The sequence below is a fragment of the Streptomyces sp. NPDC086777 genome, assembly GCF_040702065.1.
GTDB lineage: Bacteria > Actinomycetota > Actinomycetes > Streptomycetales > Streptomycetaceae > Streptomyces.
This window is the reverse complement of the sequence record NZ_JBFBJI010000052.1, coordinates 14,563-34,469: the sequence shown is the minus strand read 5'-3', so window position 1 is coordinate 34,469 and position 19,907 is coordinate 14,563. Positions and strand designations below refer to the sequence as shown.

Sequence of the window (19,907 nt, the reverse complement as noted above, 5' to 3'; positions counted from 1 at the left end):
CTTTCGGGGCGTTGTGCGGGTGCGTTTTCTCGTGCCCCTTTCGGGGCGCCCGCTCTCTCGCGCCTCCCCCTTGCTTTTCGGCGGACCGAGGTGGGCGGGCAGGGGGGATTACAGGAGGGTCAGGTGCACGATGCCGTAGGACGCTGCTGCTACCAGGGCCGCTGCCGGCATGGTGATGAACCAGCCCAGGACGATGTTCTTGGCGACGCCCCAGCGGACCGCGTTCACGCGCTTGGTCGCGCCGACGCCCATGATGGCCGAGGTGATGACGTGGGTCGTGGAGATGGGGGCCTTGAAGAGGAACGCGGTGGTGAACATGATCGACGCACCGGTGGCCTCGGCGGCGAAGCCCTGCGGCGGATCGAGTTCGATGATCTTGCGGCCGAGGGTGCGCATGATGCGCCAGCCGCCCGCGTAGGTGCCGAGGGAGAGCATCACGGCACAGACGATCTTGACCCAGGCCGGGATCGGGTCGCCGTACGTCTCGTGGCCGGAAATCACCAGTGCCATGACGACGACGCCCATCGTCTTCTGGGCGTCCTGGAGGCCGTGGCCGAGGGCCATGCCGGCCGCGGACACGGTCTGGGCGATCCGGAAGCCCCGCTTCGCCTTGTGCGGGTTGGAGCGGCGGAACAGCCACATGATGGCCGTCATGACCAGGTAGCCGAGGATCAGGCCGACGACGGGGGACAGGAACATCGGGATGATGACCTTGTCCACGACGCCGTTCCACAGGACGGTCGTACCGCCGGCCAGCGCCGCCCCCACCAGGCCGCCGAACAGCGCGTGGGAGGAGGACGAGGGCAGGCCGAAGTACCACGTCACGAGGTTCCAGGTGATCGCGCCGATCAGAGCCGCGAAGAGGATGCCCATGCCGGTGGCGCCCTTGGGGGTCTCGATCAGGCCTTCGCTGACCGTCTTGGCGACCCCGGAGCCCAGGAAGGCGCCCGCGAGGTTCATGACGGCCGCCATGGCGAGGGCCGCGCGGGGCGTCAGCGCCCTGGTGGAGACCGAGGTCGCGATGGCGTTCGCCGAGTCGTGGAAACCGTTCGTGTACGTGAAGAAGAGCGCGACCAGGATGGTCACGACGAGCGCGAGGGTGTCCATCGACGGCTCAGGACTCCTTGACGGCGATGGTCTCCACCGTGTTCGCCACGTGCTCGAACGCGTCCGCCGCCTCTTCCAGGACGTCCACGATCTGCTTGAGCTTCAGCACCTCGATCGCCTCGTACTTGCCGTTGAAGAGGTGGGCGAGAAGCTTGCGGTGGATCTGGTCCGCCTGGTTCTCCAGGCGGTTCACCTCGATCCAGTACTCGGTGAGGTTGTCCAGCGTGCGCAGGTGGGGCATGGCCTCGGCCGTCAGGTCGGCGGCCCGGGCCAGCACCTCGATCTGCTGCTCGACACCCTTCGGCAGTTCCTCGACGTTGTAGAGGACGACCAGGTCGACGGCCTCCTCCATGAAGTCCATGATGTCGTCGAGGGACGACGCGAGGTTGTAGATGTCCTCGCGGTCGAAGGGCGTGATGAACGAGGAGTTCAGTTGATGGAAGATCGCGTGCGTGGCGTCGTCACCCGCGTGTTCCGCTGCCCGCATACGCTCTGCGATCTCGGCCCGGGCGGACGGGTCCGCCCCGAGCAGTTCCATCAGGAGTTTCGAGCCCGTGACGATGTTGTCCGCGGACGCGGCGAACATGTCGTAGAAGCTCGTCTCCCTGGGGGTCAGACGAAAGCGCACTTGGGGTCCTCGTTATGCATGGGTTTCGGTCAGGCTGATGCTAAGCGCATCATCCGGCCACGGCTAATGGGCCGCCCTCCAGTTTCGCCCATCGGGCTCGGTGATCATGAAGGGGGCGTCCCGAGGGCCCTATACCCAGCAAAGTTCGTTACCATATACCCGCCAGGGGTATATGAATCGACGATGCGGAGGACGCGATGACGACCACCGAGGCCGGCGCCACGACGCCCTCCGGAAGCGGAGCACCTTCCACCACGCACGGTTACCACAAGCAGAAGGACGAGCACCTCAAACGGCTGCGCCGGATCGAGGGCCAGATCCGGGGCCTGCAACGCATGGTCGACGAGGACACCTACTGCATCGACATACTCACCCAGGTCTCCGCCTCCACCAAGGCGCTGCAGGCGTTCGCCCTGCAACTCCTGGAGGAGCACCTGCGGCACTGCGTCGCCGACGCGGCCGTCAAGGGCGGGTCGGAGATCGACGCGAAGGTCGAGGAGGCCACCCAGGCCATCGCCCGCCTGCTGCGGACCTGAGCGGAGCCGACGGGCCCGAGCGGCTGCTGGCCTGAATCAGTCGGCCTCGCGCTCCTCGGCCACGCGCAGCACCTCGTCGATACTCTCCAGGCTGAGCCGGTCCTCGGCGGCCGACGCCGCGATGATCAGCTCCCCGCACAGCTCGATCTCGGCGAGGGCCACGTGGTCCTGAACTGCCGTACCGCCGACCGGAGCCACGTGCATCACCTCTTCTCTGCCGTCACCGACTCTCTAGAGTAGGCAGCGGTCTACACAACGCGCATGGCACGGACGGGCTAGTTCACAGGTTGTACGGAGCCGTTCCCTGACTAGTGCGTCGGCTGGTTTTCGGCGATCCGGCCCGCGTAGATGTCCCCGGAGCGTGGCAGCTTCACGTCGACAGGGGTGCCGAAACCGTACAGCAGGGTCGTCGAGGCGACCGCCACGGTGCCCTTGCCGCTGTCGTTGACGAAGCTGAACCGCTGCCGCAGTTTCCGGATCCGGCCCTGGTCGTCGAGGTACACGTCGAACGGGACCTCGGGGGTGGCGAACCCTTTCGCCGCGGCGGCCAGGGCGGCCCGGTTCCCGGCCGACGCCGAGCGGGCGGCGGCCGCGAGGTCGGCGGTGCCCCGGTAGTGCCGGACCGTGGTCCCGGCGAGCTGGGTCTCTCCCACGTACGTCGCGGTGCGGGTGCCGCGCAGCAGCTCGGCCGCCGCGAACGGGTCGGTCGCGCCGCCGGTGACCAGGTTGCCGTCGGAGAGGCTCGCGGTGTCCACGCGGACCCATTTGTCGGCGGGCACCCCGGCACCCCGGTTCTTCATGAACAGCGCGCCCGGGGCGAGGAGTTCGGTGATCGGACGGTGCTCGGAGGCGCCGGCGGGGTCCTGCGGGAGGACGACCGTGAGCCGGCCGAGCTGCCGGCCGTAGTCGTAGACGCCCTTGCCGCGGATGGTGACCCGGGTGCCGCCGGTGGCCATCTCCATCGAGGTCGTGGCCCGGGACGTGCGGGTGGCCCGCAGGGTGTCCGCCGCGCGCTTCAGGAGGGGAACCGGGCTGTCGCCGGGGGCGCCGCCGACGCCCTCGGCCGTGGCGCCGCCGCAGCCGGTGGCGCAGGCGCCGAGGCCGACCACGAGCCCTACGGTGACGGCCGTCTTCCCAGCGCGCCAGTGCTGCCGCCGATCCATTGCCTGCCTACCCCCAGCCGGTACGTCCGTCACGGGTCCCGCGTCGTTCCGCTTAACGAGGGGTCGGTGGGGCCGTCACGCATACCAGTGCTTTACCGAGCGTGGGTAACGTTGTCCGCGTGGCGCAGGAGGAGGGTTCCGGGCGGACCTTGCAGGGAGAGGAACACCACACGAGCATGGTCGAACAGGGGCGGTTCTGCTTCGCCCGCTGCACATGCGGATGGCGGGGACCGGCACGACGGGCGAGAAGCCTCGCCCGGACGGACGGCGAGGGACACAGGGCCCAGGCGTGAGGCGTGCCCGCCAGGGGCGCGAGGAACTGCGCGACCAGCCACGACGGCGCGGCGGCCGACGGACGGCGGCCGCCCCCCGGCCAAGCGCTCAGCTCTCCAAGGCCCGCAGCGCCGCACCGAGTTGACGCCGGGACGAGATGCCGAGCTTGGCGTAGATGTGCGACAGGTGGTACTCGACGGTCTTCTGGCTGACGTAGAGCTCGGCGGCCGCCTCCTGGTTGGTCCGGCCGCCGGCCACCACGTACGCCACGGACAGTTCGCGTTCGGTCAGGGTCAGCAGCCGGCTGGGCGCCTGCGGGGGCGCGGTGAGCCCGCCGGCCGCGAGCCGGTCGGCGCAGCGCCGGACGAACGGGACGGCCCGCAGCGTGCTGAACCGGCCGTGCGCCGTGTGCAGCCACATCGCGGCCGTGCGCCGTGAGGCGGTCCTGGTGGCCAACAGGAGTCTGCCGTAGTCCTGTTCCAGCAGGGCGCGGTGGAGCGGGGGCGCGTCGGCGGGGTCCGTCACCGTGGCGACGGCGGCGACCGCCTGCTCGTAGATCTCCAGGGCGTCGTGCGGGCGGCCGTGGGCCTCGGCGACGAGGCCGGCGAGTCTGGCCACCACCACCCGGAGGTAGCCGGTGCCGTCGAACGCCTGCCGCATCCCGTCCAGCGCGGCCGCGGCGGCGTCCGGCCGTCCGCAGCCGGCCAGGGCCTCGACGAGCAGCGACTGCTGCCAGAGCCCGAACGGCCGGTACCGGAGCCGGACCGTACCGCGCGGGGAATCCGGGGTGCCGTCGAGCAGCGGCGTGAGCGCGCGCAGCATCGCCGGGTGGTCGGCGCGGGCCTGCGCCGCCGTGGCCCCGGCGAGCGACCAGTAGACGATCTCGGTGGACGCGCCGAGGGTCTTCGCGAGGCGGGCGAGGTTGTCGACGTGGTCCTGGGCGGCGTCCCACTCGCCCCGGCCCGCCAGCACGCAGACCGCCGAGAAGCGGGCCGCCGCGTCGCCGAGCAGCTGGTCGTGGGTCGCGGCCACCGCGAGCGCCCGGTCCGCGACCGACTCGCTCTCGTTCCAGTCGCCCGCCAGGTAGTGGACGACGGACAGCAGGGCGAGCGTGAGCGGGCCCATCTTGGCCCCGGCGCCCTGCCGGTCGCGCGCCGCCGCGGTCTGCAGATCGGCCCGCGCGGGGGCGAGTTCGCCGAGGAAGAGCCGCAGGACTCCCCGGGTGGCGAGGGTGTCGAGGCTGTGGTCGGGGACCGCGGAGCCGTCGTCCGGCAGGTGTGTGAGGTCGTCGAGGGCGGCGCGGGGACCCCGGTGCCAGAGCCGTCCGGTGGCCAGGGCGGCCCGGGTGAAGTCCGTGGTGGCCGGGTCCAGGTCGCCGATCGCGAGGGTCCGGCGGGCGACCTCCACCGTCTGGGCGCCGCGGCCGTGCCACAGGGTGATGTTGGCGAGGAAGGTGCCCGCCAGCACGGCGACCCAGTCGGCCGCAGGCTGCGCCAACGCGTCCTGCCAGGCCTGTCCGAGGTGCGCCTCGGCGGTCGCGAACTGGCCGGCCATCATGTCCATCACACCCAGCACACAACTGCGCAGCGGACCCGGAGCGCACTCCTCGACCTCGGGCCGCAGCTTCGCGGACCAGCCGGGCAGCATGGTGAGCAGCGACTGGGCGCAGGCGGTCAGGAGCCGTCGCTCGTGCTCGTCACGGTGGTCCGACAGCGACGCGGCCCACAGCAGCCGGGTGGCGGCCAGGGCGTTGCGCCCGTTGGCCGCCTCCCGCATGCCGGACTCCTCCAGCTCGTCGGCGAGCCGGGCGTCGGGGCCGCCGGCCGCGGCGACCCGGTGTGCCCAGCCCGCGGCCGTGCTGACGACGGTGGCCGCGCCGGCGTGCAGGGCCCGGCGCCGTTCGGGGGTGAGCGTCTCGTACACGGCGTCGCGGTGCAGGGCGTGCACCAGGGCGACGGGGCTCTGGTGTTCCATCGGCCACCACTGCGCGAGCCCCGACGTCAGCGCGGGGCCGAGGGCGCGGACCGGATCGGCGACCCCGGCCAGCCGGCCGGCGATCGCCAGCGGCACCCGCGCGTCCAGCACCGCCAGTGCCGCGAGCAGGTCGCGCGAGCCCTTCGGGAGACGGTTGAGCTGGGCCCGGATCCCGACCCGCAGCGAGGGCGGCACCGGCCAGCGCTCCAGCACGCCGTCGTGCAGTGCCGCGGCGGGCACCTCGGCCAGCACCATGCGGACGTACAGCGGGTGTCCCCGGGTGTAGGTGTACAGCCGCTCGATCAGCCCCTTCGCCAGCCGGCCCTCCACCAGCCCCTGGGCCAGCTGGGCCACCTCGCCGTCGCCGAGGCCGCGCAGCTCCAGCTTGACCGTCCGGTCCAGCGACCGCAGCAGCCGGTCCAGGGGCTCCGCCGCGGCCTCCGCGTCCGGACGGGTGGCCACCACGGTCAGGACCCGGTCCGCCCACAGGCGCCGCAGCACGAAGCCCAGGGCCTGGATCGACAGCCGGTCCGCCCACTGCAGGTCGTCCACCACCACGGCGACCGGTCGCCCGGACTCCTGGAGCGCCCCCAGCAGGAGCAGCAGCTGCCCGCCGACCGCGTGCGGGGTCGCGCCGGCCGGCGGCTCCCCGGCCAGCAGCGGGAACTGCGCGAGCAGTTCGCGGTCCACCCGCCGGGTGAGCTGGCCGATGACCCCGCCCGAGAAGCCCGTCTCCGAGGCGTCGGCGGTGGCCCACAGGACGGTGTGGTCGTCCAGCGTGGCGGTGAACCGGCGCAGCAGGGCGCTCTTGCCGATCCCGGCCTCTCCCTCGACCACCGCGAGCCACGACTCCCCTGTCCGCACCCGGTCGGCGCACTCCGCCAACCGGGCCGACTCGCCGAGGCGGCCCACGAACAGCCCTTCCGAACCAGCGCGCTCCAACACGAACCTCCGAGGACCGGCCTGCCGCAACCCGCAGGATATCGCCGGGAGATGGCCGCTCGGGGCACGGGGATCGTCAAGTCATCTGCGGAGGCGTGCAGTTCAGCGCCCGCGCGGAGGTGGCGAGCCGCCCCGACCCCAGCGGCCGGCGGTCCCCCGGGACTGTGGCTCCACCCCGATTCGAACGGCACGGGCCGAATGGTGTCCTGAGCCGTGGCAAGTCCGCACCGTTCCCCGGGTCCGTCCTTGAGCCCGCGGGCCCCCGAGTCCCCGAGTCCCCGAGTCCCCGAGTCCCCGACAGAGCTTCCCGGATCCTCTCCCCTCCCTGGAGTTCCCCGTGCGACACCTGTCCGCCGTCTCCGCCCCGAGAGCCCTGACCGTGCTGGCAGCGGTGGCGGCGCTCGGCCTGACCGCCGCCGGCGCCACGCCGTACGCGGCCGCCGTACCCGCCGGCCGGGCCGCCGCCGTGCAGGAGGTCCTGCCGGCCGGCTTCACCCAGCACCGGACGCAGGTCGGTGCGCTCGGCCTCAACTACGTGATCGGCGGCCACGGCCCGACCCTCGTCCTCCTGCACGGCTACCCGCAGACCTGGTACGAGTGGCGGCACGTCATGCCCGCGCTCGCCGAGCACTACACGGTCATCGCCCCCGACCTGCCCGGCGCCGGCCGCAGCGACGCCCCGGCGAGCGGCTACGACAAGAAGACCATGGCCGCGGACATCCACGGCCTGCTCGCCAAGATCGGCCACGACAGGGACATCCGGCTCGTCGGGCACGACATCGGCACGATGGTCGCGTACTCGTACGCCGCCGCGCACCCCGCCGACGTCAAGAAGCTCGTGCTCAGCGAGGCCCCGATCCCGGACCCGGGCATCTACACCTTCCCGTCCCTGACGGCGGACGGCCCCGGCGCCTGGCACTTCGGGTTCTTCGCCCTCGGCAACGGCCTGCCCGAAGACCTCATCCAGGGCCGCGAGGAGGTGTGGACGGACCGGTTCATCGACGACCTGGAGGTCCGCAAGGGCGCGGTCACCCCCGACGACGTCGCCGTCTTCGCCGGCCACCTGAAGGACCCGGCCCATCTGGCGGCGAGCCTCGCCTGGTTCCGGACGCTCCCGCAGGACATCGAGAACGACGCCGTCAACCAGAAGAAGAAGCTCACCATGCCGGTGCTCGCGGTCGGGGCCGAGGGCAGCCTCGGCGACTCCGTGCCCAAGCAGGTCAAGAAGTACGCGACCCACGTCACCGGGGTCGTCGTCCCCGGCTCCGGCCACTGGCTCTACGAGGAGCGCCCGGCGGAGATGACCCGCATCCTGCTCACCTTCCTGAAGGGACCGTCATGACCGCACCGCACACGGCCGGGGAACCGTTCTGGTTCCTCGGCGGGCAGGTCCGCGTGCTCGTGCCCAGCCGGGCCACCGGCGGATCGATCAGCGTCATGGAGTTCACCGACTCCGCGGGCCACGCACCCCCGCTGCACGTGCACGACGACGAAGAGGAGGTCTGGATCGTCCTGGACGGGAAGGTGACCTTCTTCGTCGGCGACCAGAAGTTCGACCTCGAACCCGGCCAGGCCGCGCACGGCCCGCGCGGTGTCGCGCACAGCTACCTCGTGCGCAGCAAGTCCGCCCGGCTGGCCACCGTCTTCTCGCCGGCCAGCGTCGAGGACTGGTTCGTGGCCAACGGCACGCCGGTGTCGAGCGTCGACGAGGCCCCGGCCGCCTTCGACGTCGGCGCGATCATCGCCTCGGCGGAGGCGTACCGGGTACGGGTCGCGGGACCGCCGCCCACCGAATAGCACCGCTCAGGTCGGCCGGGCCTCGGCGTCCAGCACGGACGGCAGATGACGCCGTGAGGTGACGCCGAGCTTCCGGAAGACCTTGCTGAGGTGGTACTCGACGGTCGAGACGCTGATGAACAGCCGGACCGCGATGTCGGCGTTCATCACCCCGCCGGCCGCGAGACGGGCCACCTCCCGTTCCCGGGGCGTCAGCGCGCGGTCGGCCGGCGCGGTGCCGGTGGGGGCCTGCTCCCCGGTGGCCGCGAGCTCGGCGCGGGCCCGCTCGGCGAAGGCCACGGCTCCCATGCCGGCGAACATCCGGTGGGCCGTGCGCAGGTGGTCCCGGGCGTGGCCGCGCCGTCTGCGCTGCCGCAGCCACTCGCCGAACAGCAGATGGGACCGGGCCGTCTCGGTGACGATCCCGGTACGGCCCAGCAGTTCCACGGACTCGGCGTAGTACGCCTCCGCGTGGTCGTCGTCGGCCATCAGCGCCCGGCAGCGGGCCAGCAGGCCCCGCGCCCAGGGAGTGCCGCTCACCGCCGCGCGCTCCTCCAGGCGGGCCAGGGCCTGCTTCGCGGCGCGGTGGTCGCCGCTGCGCACGCCGGCCTCGACCACCTCGTGGAGTACCCGGGTCCCCGTGCCCGGGCGGTCCTTCTCCAGCGCCACGCGCGCGCAGGCCAGCGCCTGCGGATAGCGTCCGAGGCTGGTCTCCAGGACCGCGAGGCAGGCCCGGGCCCGGTCGCCGAAGTCGTCGTTGCCGTGCTGCCGTACCCAGACCTCCGCGATCTCGGCCGCGGCCGCCCGCGTCTCGGCCTCCCGACCGCTCCAGGCCAGCAGCTCGATCCGCTGGGCGGGCCCGTGCGGGGGCAGGTCCGTGGCGGTGGCCAGCTCCGCGGCCTCCTCGAAACCGGCAAGGGCCACGCCGAACCGGCCTGCCCGTACGTCCCACAGGGCCTGGACCATGAGAGCGGTCTGGAGGGCGCCGAGCGCGCCGGTGTCCCGGCCGTGGTCCGCCAGCCGGGCGCAGGCCTCCCGCCCGCCCGCGTCGTCCCACAGGTCCTCGGCCGCGAACAGGGCGAGCACCGCCAGCGGAACACCGTCCCCGTCCGGCTCCTCCTGGCCTCCGAACTCCTCGCTCCCGAGCGTCTGGCCCCCGAACTCCTCGCTCCCTTGCGCCTTGCCTCCGAGCGCCTGGCTTCCGCACTCCTCGCTCCCGAGCGTCTGGAGCGCCCGCCGCAGCAGTGGCACCGCCGACGGGTAGTCGTCGTGGAGCCGGGCGGCCAGCCCCCTGAGCAGGAGATCGGCGGGGGCGGAGGCCGCCGATCGCATGGCCGGGGACGCCAGCACCGCGCCCGCGAACTCGTACGTCGTGACGGCGCCGGTGGCGCCGGTGCTGCCATGGCCCACCACCGCTGCCGTGAGGCCCTCCAGCAGCAGCCGGCGGGCCAGCGGGGCGTCGGACTCGGCGACGGAGCGGGCCGCGTCCAGAAGGCGTGCCGGTACGCCCGTCAGCCGGGCGGAATACAGGTCCACCCGCGTCCTCGTCTGCCGGACGCGGGCGTGCAGGAGGGCGTCCCCGGGGCCCAGTTCGGTCTCGGCCCGGTCCAGGGCGGCCCGGGCGGACGCTGGGTTCCCGAGCGCGAGGTGGGCGCGGGCGGCGGCGAGGAACCGCGGAGCCCGGTCGGTGGGGGACAGTTCGGCCGCGCGGAAGAGGAACGCCGCCTGTGCGGCGGGGCCGCCGCCGGCCCGTGCGTGCCGTGCGGCCGCCTCGAGTTCCCCGGCGACCTCCGCGTCGAGTCCGACCGTCGCCTCGGCGCGGTGCCAGGAGCGGCGGTCCGGGGCACGCACCGGGTCGGTCACCGCGGCGAGCGCCGCGTGCACGAGCCGGCGGTCCGCCGCCTCGGCACCCCAGTAGACGGCCGACCGGACCACCGGGTGCCGGAACCCGGTCACATGTTCACGGGTGAGGACGCCCGCGGCCGTCGCCGCGTCCGCGGCGTGCGCGGGTATGCCGAGATACCCTGCCGCCCGCCAGCGCTCCGCCGACTCCTGCGGTGCGGCCGACGCCATGACCAGCAGCAGCGTCCGGGTCTCGGCCGGCAGGGCGCGGACCGGGCGCAGAAAGTGCGTGCGGAGCGGGCCGGGGACCGGCAGCGCCACCGGCAGCGGCGCGGTGTCGGAGAGCTGCTCGGCGGTCAGCGTGCGGGTGAGCAGGAGCAGTGCCAGCGGGTTGCCGCCGGTCTCGGCGGCGATCCGGTCGGCCACCGCCGGGTCGAGCCGTCCGGCGCCGTTCGCCGCGAGCAGGTCACGGGCGTCGGCCGGGGGCAGCCCGGCCAGGGACAGGACGGGAATCCCGTCGAACGGACCCGGCCCGTCGGGTTCGGCGCGGCCGGCGAGCACCAGGGCGACGGCGTCCCCGTGCAGGCACCGGCCGACGAAGGCCAGCACCTCGGCGGATTCGCGGTCCAGCCACTGCACGTCGTCGACCAGCGCCAGCAACGGGCGGGCCGAGGCCGTGCCGGTGAGCAGCGTGAGGGTCGCCAGACCGACCAGGTAGCGGTCGGCGGCGGCCCCGGTCGCCCGGCCGAACGCGGCCCCGAGCGCCTCGCGCTGGGGCGGCGGCAGCATGTCCAGGCCGCCCAGGAAGGGGCGGAGCAGGCGGTGCAGGGCCGCGAAGCCGAGCCGCGCCTCCGAGCGGACCCCGGCGATCCCGACGACCCGGTGTTCCGGACAGCTCCCGGCCAGCCGGTCCAGCAGCCGGGTCTTGCCGATGCCCGGCTCACCGGCCAGCAGTACCGCGTCGCCCGGGCCGTCCTGGGCCCGAGCACCCGTCACATGACCGGACAGCAGCCGCAGTTCCTGGTGCCGGCCGATGAACGGAACCCGGCGCAGCGCCCGAGCGGGTACGGGCAGGTGTTCGGTCATGCCCCAAGCCAAGCACCGGCCGCCGCTCGACTCCCCAGGGCCGGACCCCAGTCGGACCCTGGTTCGCCGGCGTCCCTAAGGGGTGTTGTGCAGCGAGGCCAGCAGTTCGTCCACCAGCTCGGCGTCGCGGGGCTGGGTCAGGCGCTGCCGGGCCTGTGCCGGGCGGAGCCACAGGACGCGGTCCACCTCGTGGTTCGGGGTGAAGTGACCCTCGCCCGCCTCGCCGGCCCAGTAACGGACTTTCTTGGGGCGGCCGTTGGCGTAGTAGTGGGCGGTGGAGAGTTCGCCGCCGAGGGCGGCCGCGTAGCCGGTCTCCTCCGCCACCTCGCGCAACGCGCCCGTGACCGCGTCCTCGCCGCGCTTGAGCTTGCCCTTCGGGTGCGACCAGTCGTCGTACTTGGGGCGGTGTACGAGGCAGACCTCCAGGCCGCCGTCGACCGGCGAGCGGCGCCACAGGACGCAGCCCGCCGCCAGCACCGGGGTGTCGGTCACACGGCCTCCACCCGCTGCTTCTGCCACGCCTGCTGGAACGCGAACCTGGCCGCCTCCACCTCGTGCCGCTGGTCGGCGTGGAGGACACCGAGGGCGTAGGCCGTCGCGGGGGCGATGCGGGGGGTGCGGGCCGCCGCGGCGGCCGCGGCCGCGGCTTCGGAGGCGTCCCGGTGCCGGTTCAGGGCCTGGCCGGCCGCGAGCAGCCGTACGTCCACCGGCGCGTCCACGCCGCACAGCACCTCGCGGGCGTAGCGGTGCAGGCGCAGCAGGAGCCGGACCTGGTGCCAGGGCCCGTCCTGGGGGTGTGGGGCCGGGTCCGGGGACAGGCCGTGGACCAGGGCCTCCGCGTTGTAGGGGTGGCCGGCGGTGACCAGCGGGAGCGCCGCGATGGCGTCGGTGAGCCGTTCCTCGGCCGCGGCCGCCTGCGGGCGCAGGTCGGTCGTGGGCGCCGCGGCCGTCAGCGGGACCTCGCTGGCCAGCACCGCGACCTTGTCGGCGACCGCGTGGAAGCGGGAGGAGCCGAGCGCCTGGAGAGCCGTGGAGTGGGCCCGGGTGCGGGCGAGGGTGAGCTGGCGGTCGAGGAGGGCGCCCGCCTTGGCCGCGCCCACCGTGAGGCTGCCGCGCTCGGCCACCGCCTCCGAAGTGGCCTGGTTCGGCAGGCTCGTCGAGCCGGAGAGGCGGTGCAGCGCCAGCAACAGGCGCTCCAGCCGGGCCTCGTAGGCGTGCTCAAGGCCCAGTGTGCCCGACAGCCAGGCGAGTTCGGGGCGGATCTCCTCGGACCAGTTGGCCTCCAGGAGTGGTCGGAAGGTGTGCAGGCTGCCGCTGATGCGCCGGGCCGAGCGGCGCAGGGCGCGGGCCGCGTCGACGGACTCCTGCGTCGCGCTCGCCGTCCCGGTCTCCCGGTGCAGGCGCAGCGCGCGGAGGAACTCCGTGGCCTGGGCGCGCAGGTAGCCCGCGAGGGCGTCTGCGGTCGTCACCCGGGCCGTCGGGTCCGTCGGTTCAAGGTGTTGCTGTGCCACGCCGGCGCCTCCGGGCGTCTATGAGCATCTCCTGGATGTTGCGCAGGGGCTGGCCGTCCGCGTCGGTCGCGTGCCGGGTCCATTCGCCGTCCGGGCCCAGGTGCCAGGAGGAGGTGGAGTCGGACATGCCCGATTCGAGGAACCGGTTGAGCGCGGCCCGGTGAGCCGGGTCGACGACCCGGACCAGCGCCTCTATCCGGCGGTCGAGGTTGCGGTGCATCATGTCGGCGCTGCCTATCCACACCTCGGGCTCGCCGCCGTTGCCGAAGGCGAAGACCCGGGAGTGCTCCAGGAAGCGGCCGAGGATCGAGCGGACCCGGACGGTCTCCGACAGGCCCGCGACACCCGGGCGGATCGCGCAGATGCCGCGCACCCAGACGTCGACCGGCACGCCGGCCATGGACGCGCGGTACAGGGCGTCGATGATCGCCTCGTCCACCATCGAGTTGACCTTGATGCGGATGAACGCGGGGCGGCCGGCCCGGTGGTGCTGTATTTCCTTCTCGATGCGCGCGATCAGTCCGTCGCGCAGCGACTTGGGGGCCACCAGCAGGCGGCGGTAGGTCTCCCGGCGGGAGTAGCCGGAGAGCCGGTTGAACAGGTCCGACAGGTCCGCGCCGACCTGCGGGTCGGCGGTGAGCAGCCCGAGGTCCTCGTACAGTCTCGCCGTCTTCGGGTGGTAGTTGCCGGTGCCCACGTGGCTGTAGCGGCGGAGCGTCTCGCCCTCCTGGCGGACCACCAGGGACAGCTTGCAGTGCGTCTTCAGGCCGACCAGGCCGTAGACGACGTGGCAGCCGGCCTCCTCCAGCTTGCGCGCCCACTTGATGTTGGCGTGCTCGTCGAAGCGGGCCTTGATCTCGACCAGGACGAGGACCTGCTTGCCGGCCTCGGCGGCATCGATGAGCGCGTTGACGATCGGGGAGTCGCCGGAGGTCCGGTACAGGGTCTGCTTGATCGCGAGGACGTCCGGGTCCTCGGCGGCCTGCTCGACGAAGGCCTGCACGGAGGTGGAGAAGCTGTCGTACGGGTGGTGCAGCAGCACGTCCCGCTCGCGCAGGGCCGCGAAGATGTCGGGCGCGGACGCCGACTCGACCTCGGCGAGGTCGCGGTGGGTGCCCGCGATGAACTTGCGGTACTTCAGCTCGGGCCGGTCCAGGCTCGCGATGCGGAACAGGCCGGTGAGGTCGAGCGGTCCCGGCAGCGGGTAGACCTCGGCCTCGGAGATCTTCAGCTCGCGCACCAGCAGGTCGAGCACCTCGCGGCCGATGGACTCCTCGACCTCCAGGCGCACCGGCGGCCCGAAGCGGCGCCGCATGAGCTCCTTCTCCAGGGCCTGGAGAAGGTTCTCGGCGTCGTCCTCCTCGACCTCCAGGTCCTCGTTCCTCGTGAGCCGGAAGGCGTGGTGCTCCACGACCTCCATGCCAGGGAACAGCTCCTCCAGGTGGGCGGCGATGACGTCCTCGATCGGGACGTAGCGGCCGGGGGAGCTCTCCAGGAAGCGGGACAGCGACGGCGGCACCTTCACGCGGGCGAAGTGCTTGTGACCGCTGACCGGGTTGCGGACGACCACGGCCAGGTTCAGGGAGAGGCCCGAGATGTACGGGAAGGGGTGCGCCGGGTCGACCGCCAGCGGGGTCAGCACGGGGAAGATCTGGTGCCGGAAGAGCGTGAAGAGCCGGGCCTGTTCCTTCTCGGTCAGCTCGGCCCAGCGGACCAGGTGGATGCCCTCCTCGGCGAGCGCGGGGGCGACGTCCTCGTGGTAGCAGGCGGAGTGCCGGGCCATCAGCTCGCGGGAGCGGGCCCAGATCATCTCCAGCACCTCGCGGGGCTGCAGCCCGGAGGCGGAGCGGGTGGCCACCCCGGTGGCGATCCGGCGCTTCAGGCCCGCCACCCGGACCATGAAGAACTCGTCCAGGTTGCTGGCGAAGATCGCCAGGAAGTTCGCCCGCTCCAGCAGGGGCGTGTTCGGGTCCTCGGCCAGTTCGAGGACCCGCTCGTTGAACGCGAGCCAGCTGCGCTCCCGGTCGAGGAAGCGCCCCTGGGGCAGCTGGACCCCGTCGACCTGCGACTCCTCGTACGTGTCGAGGTCGGCGTCGATGTCGGGTTCCAGGTCCGAGACCACGGCGGCCACGGTGTGCGGGCGGTGTGCGGCTATGGAGCCCACGGAGGGCTGGGTGTGTGCAATGCCTCCGCGACCCGCAGGGTCTCCGCCAAGGGTGGTGGTGGGCGACGGGTGGGCCTCGGCTGCCTGGGCGTTCTGCTGACTCATGACCCCATTCTTCCGCGCCCGGACCGTGCCGGGCGCGTCGGAACGCGCGGGTGGGAGCTGGACGACCCCGTTTCCCGCGAACCCCTCGGGGGGCGGCGAAGGTTCTGGCACGGCGGGCTTCATTGGCTGAGCGTCGCAAGTCCGTCTGAACCAATGGTTACGAAGACATGGCGTATGGGATAGCGGAGGGCGGCTCGCGGGCGTCTGTGATCAGCCTCGGAAGGCCTTGGGGATCACGAAAGCGACGATCCTGTACGACCTTCCCACCGGACCTCCCGACCGGCCTCGCGCGCCCTTCACCCGTACGGGGGACGTGTGGGTCCGACGGTCCCTCAGCGGGCCCGGCGGCGCAAGAGGAGGAACGCGCCGGCCGTGGCCGCGGCGGTCAGGGCGAGCACCATCGCGGTGGCGCTGAGCTGCACGGCCCAGAAGCCGTTCAGCGGGCCGTGCAGCGGCAACCAGGCCTCGCGCAGGTACAGCCTGGTCACCAGGGTCACGGCGGCGGCCGCGCCGAGCGCCGGGAGGGTGCGGCCGAGCGCGGTCCCGGCGAGGGCGCCGACGGCGAGGCCGAGCAGGAGCAGGGCCGGCAGCAGCGGGCCGTGCGGGATGAAGACGCGGTCGTAGGTCCAGTTCGTGACCAGGTCGCCCTCGTCGGAGCCCCACACCCAGCCGAAGACCAGGGCGAGCAGCCCGCCCCCGGCGGCCAGCGGCAGGGCCGCCCCGGTGAGCCGGCCGGCCAGCCAGCGGGCCGGGGACACGGACTGGGTCCAGGCGAACCGGGCGGTGCCCGACTCCAGCTCCCGCCCGATCAGCGCCCCGCCCGCCCAGGCGGCGACGGCGACGCAGGCGTAGGTGAGGGCCTCACCGAGGAAGTTGAAGACGTTGTTGGCGTCCGTGAACGCGGAGTACCCGCAGCCGGGGAGGTCGCCCCGGGCGGAGTAGTGGAAGCCCCGGCAGGCCCGCTCGGCCGGCACCTCGGCGAAGTGCACCCAGAGCAGCCAGCCGGTCACGAGCAGCACGAACCCGGCCCAGACGAGCAGGGCGGGGCGGTGCAGCCGGCGCACGGAGCGGTGGGCGGAAGCGGGGCCGGGCGCGGACGCGGGGCCGGGCGCGGGCGCGGGCGTGGCGGGCAGCGCGGTCATCGGGCGGTCGTCCTTCCGGTCAGGCGGCGCAGCGCCAGGAAGCAGCCCAGGGCCAGCAGGGCCGTCACGGCGAGGAGCAGGGCGGTGCTGGTCAGCTGGAGCGGCCAGTAGTGCGAGGCGGGGTGGTAGTCGCCGGCGGGGACGGTACCGTTCGGGCTCTCCCACACCGTCCACGAGCTGTCGGGGAGGGCTTCGAAGGCCGCTCCGGCGCTGGTGCTCGTCGGCCACAGACGGGGCAGGAGCAGCTGGACGGCGGTCCAGACCGCGCCGGTGACGAGCAGGCCGAGGCCCAGGGCGGGCAGGGTGCGGCGGGACAGCAGCCCGGTCAGCGCGCCCGCGGCCAGGCCGCACAGGGCCAGGGCGACGAGGGAGGGGCCGTTGGTGTGGAAGGTCCACACGTCGTACCACTCCTTGGTGTTGTCGATACGGCCGTTGCCCGCGGCCCAGGCCAGGTGGTGCAGCCAGACCAGCAGCCCGGTCCCGGCGGCGACGGCCGCGGCCGGTACCGCGAGCCGGAAGGCCAGCCAGCGCACCGGGGTGCTGGACTGGGTCCAGGCCAGCCGGGCGGTGCCGGACTCCAGTTCCCTGCCGAAGACGCCACCGGCCCACGCGGCCACCAGGAAGGGCACCGCGGCCGCCGTCAGGGTGGCGTAGTTGTACCAGTCCTTGTAGCGCAGGATCGCGTGCTGGTCGTACCTGCACCGCCGCCAGTCCGTGCAGGCGTCGTACCGGCGCCAGGCGTCGGCCGCGGCGTCGGTCAGCGGGCCGTGCAGCAGGAGGAGCAGGACGGTGAGGGCGAGGACCAGGCCCGCCCAGACGTACAGCGCGGGGCGGTGCAGGCGCAGCAGCCAGCGGGCGAGGTGGACCCGAGGGGCCGGCGCGGGTGCGGTCAGGGTGGTCATACGGTGGCCTCCACCGCGGTCAGGGCCGGGGCCTCGGGGTTGCGGAGATGGGCGAGGACCAGCTCCTCCAGGGAGGGGGTGGCGGCGCGCCAGTGGGCGGGCAGCGGGCCCGCCGGGCGCACCAGGGCGCTGAGCTGCCGGCCGGTGGTCCGGGAGTCCACGACGGTGTGCGGGGCGAGGTCGGCGTCGGCCTCGGCGGCGACCCGGGCGTGGGCGGCCAGCAGGTCGTCGATCTCGCCGGCCAGCCGGACCCGGCCGCCGCCGATCAGCAGCAGGTGGTCGCAGGAGTCCTCCAGTTCGGCGACCACGTGCGAGGACATCGCGATGGTGGTGCCGTGCTGGGCGGCCTGGACCATCAGCACGCCCATCAGCTCGTGCCGGGCGAGCGGGTCGAGGTCGGCCATCGGCTCGTCGAGGAGCAGCAGTTCGGGCCGCTTGCCGAGGGCGAGGGCGAGCGCGACCCGGGTGCGCTGGCCGCCGGAGAGGGCGCGGACCCGGGACTTCGGGTCCAGGTCGCCGGCGGCCACGACCTCGTGGGCGGCCGCCGCGTCCCAGCGTTCGGGGTTGAGGTCGGCGCCCATCTCCAGCGTCTCGGCGATCGTGAGCTGCGGGTAGAGCGGCTTGTCCTGGGCGACGTAGCCGACCCGGGTGCGCGCCCGGTCCGGGGTGGTGCCGAGGACGGTCAGCCCGCCCTCGGTGGCGCCGAGCAGACCGGCGGCGAGGGCGAGGAGCGTGGACTTGCCCGCCCCGTTGGGGCCGACGACGGCGCAGACCCGCCCGGCGGGGAGCAGGAAGGTGCAGTCGCGCAGCGCCCAGCCCCCGCGCCGGCCGAACCGTTTGCCGAGCGCGGACGCCGCTATCGCGGTGTCGGTCATGAACTCTCTCCTTGGAGGTGCTTCTCGAAGTGGGTCGCGAGTACGGCGGTGAAGAGTGCGGCCACGTCCTCGCGGTCCAGGCCGGCCGCACGGGCCCGTTCCGCCCAGTCCGCCAGCTCCCCGTGCAGGGGGGACTCGGCGGCCGGGGCGGACCCGAGCGAGCGCTTCACGAAGGTGCCGAGGCCGCGCCGGGCCTCGACCAGGCCCTCGCGCTCCAGCTCCCGGTAGGCCTTGAGGACGGTGTTGGGATTGATCGCGGTGGCTTCGACCACCTCGCGGGCGGCGGGCAGCTTGTCTCCCGGCTGCAGGTGACCCAGGCGCAGGGCCTGCTTGGTCTGCTGGACGATCTGGACGTAGGTGGCGACGCCGGAGCGCCGGTCGATGCGGTACTCGACCACTCGTACAACCACCCTTTCACTAATTGAGTAGTGAAAGGGTGGTGGAAGCGCTGCCGGAAAGTCAACCCGGGATCGGTGAACCGATCGACGGGGCTCGTGCGATGAGGAGACGTGAGCGGAACGAGAAGCGACGGTGAGCTGCTGCGGGCCATAGCCGCGGACTCGGACCGGCGCGCCTTCGAGGAGCTGTACCGGCGGTACGCGCCGTGGCTGACCGCGCGGCTGCGCGGCCGGTGCGCGGACCCGGCGGTCGTCGACGACGTGGTGCAGGAGACGTTCCTCGCGGTGTGGCGGGGGACCGCCCGGTACCGCGAGACCACCGAGAACGGTGTGCACGCCGACGCCGCCGGGTGGCTGTGGCGGATCGGGTCGCGGCGGCTGGTCGACGCGCTGCGCGGCGACGGCGCCCGCGGCCGGCTGCGGCAGGCGCTGGCCCGGCTGCGCCACCGGGACGAGGCCTCGGCGGAGGAACGCGTGCTCGCGGGGGTGGAGCACGGGGACCTCGCCGGGGCCCTGGTCCGGCTCTCGCCCGAACTGCGGGCGGTGCTCCAGGCGACGGTGATCGACGGACTGACCACCCGGGAGGCCGCGGTCCTGCTCGGCATCCCGCCGGGGACGGTCAAGACCCGCGCGATGCGGGCGCGCAAGCAGCTGCGGGAGGAGCTGGCATGACCTGGCACGTGTCTGAAGAGGATCTGCGGGCCTACGCCCACGGCGAGCTGGCGCCGCCGCTGCTGTGGTCGGCCGACACCCACGTCGGCTCCTGCGCCGTGTGCAGGGCGGTACTGGCGTCCGTGTCGGACCCGGTCGCGCTCGACGCCGGCTGGGACCGCCTGGACGCCGAACTGGACGCGCCGAGCCCGGGACCGGGCCGGCGGCTCCTGGTCCGCCTCGGGGTCGCCGACCACACCGCGCAGCTGCTCACCGCGACCCCGGTGCTGCGCCGCTCCTGGCTGGCCTCGGTGGTGTTCGTGCTGGCGGCGACGGTCGCGGTGGTCCACGCGGTGGACGCCCCGGCCCTGTTCCTGGCCCTCGCCCCGCTGCTCCCGCTCGCCGCGGTCGCCCTGTCGTACGGACCGGTCCTCGACCCGACGTACGAGATCGCCGTGGTCGCCCCGACGCACGGCTTCCGGCTGCTGATGATCCGCACCGTGGCCGCGCTGACCGCCTCGCTCGGCCTCAACTGCCTGGCCGCGCTGGCCCTGCCCGGCTACGGCCTGCTCGCCTTCGGCTGGCTGCTGCCCGCCCTCGCGCTCACCGCGGCCGGCCTCGCCCTCTCCGTCCGGCTGGGTCCGCTGCTCGGGCCCGGCCTGGTCGGCGGGGCGTGGACCGCCCTGATGGCGGTGGCGGCGACGCACCCGGCGCACACGCCGGTCGCCTTCACCACGGCCGGGCAGTCGGTGGCCGCCGCGCTCGCCGCGCTGGCGACGCTCCTGCTCCACCAGGTGCGGGACCGCTTCGACGCCAAGCCCTACTGACCGCT

Annotated in this window: 18 protein-coding genes; 5 read left to right on the top strand and 13 right to left on the bottom strand. The window is 73.5% G+C overall.

The window, feature by feature from the left end:
• Nucleotides 1-108 precede the first annotated feature (108 nt).
• Nucleotides 109-1,107, bottom strand: coding sequence for an inorganic phosphate transporter (locus AB0472_RS41365; RefSeq protein ID WP_366364527.1), 999 nt, complete (start codon nucleotides 1,105-1,107; stop codon nucleotides 109-111).
• 7 nt (nucleotides 1,108-1,114) lie between these two features.
• Nucleotides 1,115-1,735: a DUF47 family protein gene (locus AB0472_RS41360; protein ID WP_366364526.1), complete on the bottom strand. Its 621-nt coding sequence runs from the start codon at nucleotides 1,733-1,735 to the stop codon at nucleotides 1,115-1,117.
• A gap of 197 nt (nucleotides 1,736-1,932) precedes the next feature.
• On the opposite strand from AB0472_RS41360, the gene AB0472_RS41355 reads away from it, so the two are divergent.
• Nucleotides 1,933-2,271, top strand: a complete 339-nt coding sequence (locus AB0472_RS41355; protein ID WP_366364525.1) for a metal-sensitive transcriptional regulator — start codon at nucleotides 1,933-1,935, stop codon at nucleotides 2,269-2,271.
• 36 nt (nucleotides 2,272-2,307) lie between these two features.
• Here AB0472_RS41355 and AB0472_RS41350 read toward each other — a convergent pair whose 3' ends face one another.
• The 3 genes from AB0472_RS41350 to AB0472_RS41340 form a co-directional block, all read right to left on the bottom strand.
• Nucleotides 2,308-2,475 (bottom strand): hypothetical protein, encoded by a 168-nt coding sequence (locus AB0472_RS41350; protein ID WP_366364524.1) that lies wholly within the window; start codon nucleotides 2,473-2,475, stop codon nucleotides 2,308-2,310.
• A 104-nt stretch (nucleotides 2,476-2,579) separates the two neighbouring features.
• Nucleotides 2,580-3,434 carry a hypothetical protein gene (locus tag AB0472_RS41345; protein ID WP_366364523.1) on the bottom strand — a complete coding sequence of 285 codons (855 nt, stop codon included), beginning with the start codon at nucleotides 3,432-3,434 and terminating at the stop codon, nucleotides 2,580-2,582.
• Nucleotides 3,435-3,815: 381 nt separating this feature from the next.
• A complete protein-coding gene (locus AB0472_RS41340) occupies nucleotides 3,816-6,626 on the bottom strand; it encodes an AAA family ATPase (RefSeq protein WP_366364522.1) in 2,811 nt (936 codons plus the stop codon).
• A gap of 334 nt (nucleotides 6,627-6,960) precedes the next feature.
• Between AB0472_RS41340 and AB0472_RS41335 the strand changes: the two genes are divergently transcribed.
• Complete coding sequence (locus AB0472_RS41335) at nucleotides 6,961-7,965, top strand: alpha/beta hydrolase (protein ID WP_366364521.1); 1,005 nt, start codon at nucleotides 6,961-6,963, stop codon at nucleotides 7,963-7,965.
• Nucleotides 7,962-8,420: a cupin domain-containing protein gene (locus AB0472_RS41330; protein ID WP_366364520.1), complete on the top strand. Its 459-nt coding sequence runs from the start codon at nucleotides 7,962-7,964 to the stop codon at nucleotides 8,418-8,420. Before AB0472_RS41335 ends, AB0472_RS41330 begins: the two co-directional genes overlap by 4 nt.
• A gap of 6 nt (nucleotides 8,421-8,426) precedes the next feature.
• Here AB0472_RS41330 and AB0472_RS41325 read toward each other — a convergent pair whose 3' ends face one another.
• The 8 genes from AB0472_RS41325 to AB0472_RS41290 form a co-directional block, all read right to left on the bottom strand.
• Nucleotides 8,427-11,327 carry a LuxR family transcriptional regulator gene (locus AB0472_RS41325; RefSeq protein ID WP_366364519.1) on the bottom strand — a complete coding sequence of 967 codons (2,901 nt, stop codon included), beginning with the start codon at nucleotides 11,325-11,327 and terminating at the stop codon, nucleotides 8,427-8,429.
• 75 nt (nucleotides 11,328-11,402) lie between these two features.
• Complete coding sequence (locus AB0472_RS41320) at nucleotides 11,403-11,819, bottom strand: NUDIX hydrolase (protein ID WP_366364518.1); 417 nt, start codon at nucleotides 11,817-11,819, stop codon at nucleotides 11,403-11,405.
• Nucleotides 11,816-12,838, bottom strand: a complete 1,023-nt coding sequence (locus AB0472_RS41315; RefSeq protein ID WP_366364517.1) for a CHAD domain-containing protein — start codon at nucleotides 12,836-12,838, stop codon at nucleotides 11,816-11,818. The genes AB0472_RS41320 and AB0472_RS41315 overlap by 4 nt, the downstream gene beginning before the upstream one ends.
• Complete coding sequence (locus AB0472_RS41310; RefSeq protein ID WP_366364516.1) at nucleotides 12,819-15,230, bottom strand: RNA degradosome polyphosphate kinase; 2,412 nt, start codon at nucleotides 15,228-15,230, stop codon at nucleotides 12,819-12,821. The genes AB0472_RS41315 and AB0472_RS41310 overlap by 20 nt, the downstream gene beginning before the upstream one ends.
• A gap of 209 nt (nucleotides 15,231-15,439) precedes the next feature.
• Entirely contained in the window at nucleotides 15,440-16,249 is an 810-nt protein-coding gene (locus AB0472_RS41305; protein ID WP_366364515.1) for a hypothetical protein, read from the bottom strand.
• Nucleotides 16,246-17,151 carry an ABC transporter permease gene (locus tag AB0472_RS41300; RefSeq protein ID WP_366364514.1) on the bottom strand — a complete coding sequence of 302 codons (906 nt, stop codon included), beginning with the start codon at nucleotides 17,149-17,151 and terminating at the stop codon, nucleotides 16,246-16,248. Before AB0472_RS41300 ends, AB0472_RS41305 begins: the two co-directional genes overlap by 4 nt.
• Nucleotides 17,148-18,026: an ABC transporter ATP-binding protein gene (locus tag AB0472_RS41295; protein ID WP_366364513.1), complete on the bottom strand. Its 879-nt coding sequence runs from the start codon at nucleotides 18,024-18,026 to the stop codon at nucleotides 17,148-17,150. The genes AB0472_RS41300 and AB0472_RS41295 overlap by 4 nt, the downstream gene beginning before the upstream one ends.
• Nucleotides 18,023-18,424: a GntR family transcriptional regulator gene (locus AB0472_RS41290; RefSeq protein WP_366364512.1), complete on the bottom strand. Its 402-nt coding sequence runs from the start codon at nucleotides 18,422-18,424 to the stop codon at nucleotides 18,023-18,025. The genes AB0472_RS41295 and AB0472_RS41290 overlap by 4 nt, the downstream gene beginning before the upstream one ends.
• A gap of 111 nt (nucleotides 18,425-18,535) precedes the next feature.
• On the opposite strand from AB0472_RS41290, the gene AB0472_RS41285 reads away from it, so the two are divergent.
• Together AB0472_RS41285 and AB0472_RS41280 are read left to right on the top strand one after the other, a co-directional pair.
• Nucleotides 18,536-19,096 (top strand): RNA polymerase sigma factor, encoded by a 561-nt coding sequence (locus AB0472_RS41285; protein ID WP_366364511.1) that lies wholly within the window; start codon nucleotides 18,536-18,538, stop codon nucleotides 19,094-19,096.
• Nucleotides 19,093-19,902 (top strand): zf-HC2 domain-containing protein, encoded by an 810-nt coding sequence (locus AB0472_RS41280; protein ID WP_366364510.1) that lies wholly within the window; start codon nucleotides 19,093-19,095, stop codon nucleotides 19,900-19,902. Before AB0472_RS41285 ends, AB0472_RS41280 begins: the two co-directional genes overlap by 4 nt.
• Nucleotides 19,903-19,907: the final 5 nt, after the last annotated feature.

Coding starts and splice junctions, on each gene's coding strand:
- AB0472_RS41365 (WP_366364527.1), bottom strand. CDS start 1,107: ATGGACACCCTCGCGCTCGTCGTGACCATCCTGGTCGCGCTCTTCTTC.
- AB0472_RS41355 (WP_366364525.1), top strand. CDS start 1,933: ATGACGACCACCGAGGCCGGCGCCACGACGCCCTCCGGAAGCGGAGCA.
- AB0472_RS41350 (WP_366364524.1), bottom strand. CDS start 2,475: ATGCACGTGGCTCCGGTCGGCGGTACGGCAGTTCAGGACCACGTGGCC.
- AB0472_RS41345 (WP_366364523.1), bottom strand. CDS start 3,434: ATGGATCGGCGGCAGCACTGGCGCGCTGGGAAGACGGCCGTCACCGTA.
- AB0472_RS41330 (WP_366364520.1), top strand. CDS start 7,962: ATGACCGCACCGCACACGGCCGGGGAACCGTTCTGGTTCCTCGGCGGG.
- AB0472_RS41325 (WP_366364519.1), bottom strand. CDS start 11,327: ATGACCGAACACCTGCCCGTACCCGCTCGGGCGCTGCGCCGGGTTCCG.
- AB0472_RS41310 (WP_366364516.1), bottom strand. CDS start 15,230: ATGAAGCCCGCCGTGCCAGAACCTTCGCCGCCCCCCGAGGGGTTCGCG.
- AB0472_RS41305 (WP_366364515.1), bottom strand. CDS start 16,249: ATGACCGCGCTGCCCGCCACGCCCGCGCCCGCGCCCGGCCCCGCGTCC.
- AB0472_RS41300 (WP_366364514.1), bottom strand. CDS start 17,151: ATGACCACCCTGACCGCACCCGCGCCGGCCCCTCGGGTCCACCTCGCC.
- AB0472_RS41295 (WP_366364513.1), bottom strand. CDS start 18,026: ATGACCGACACCGCGATAGCGGCGTCCGCGCTCGGCAAACGGTTCGGC.
- AB0472_RS41280 (WP_366364510.1), top strand. CDS start 19,093: ATGACCTGGCACGTGTCTGAAGAGGATCTGCGGGCCTACGCCCACGGC.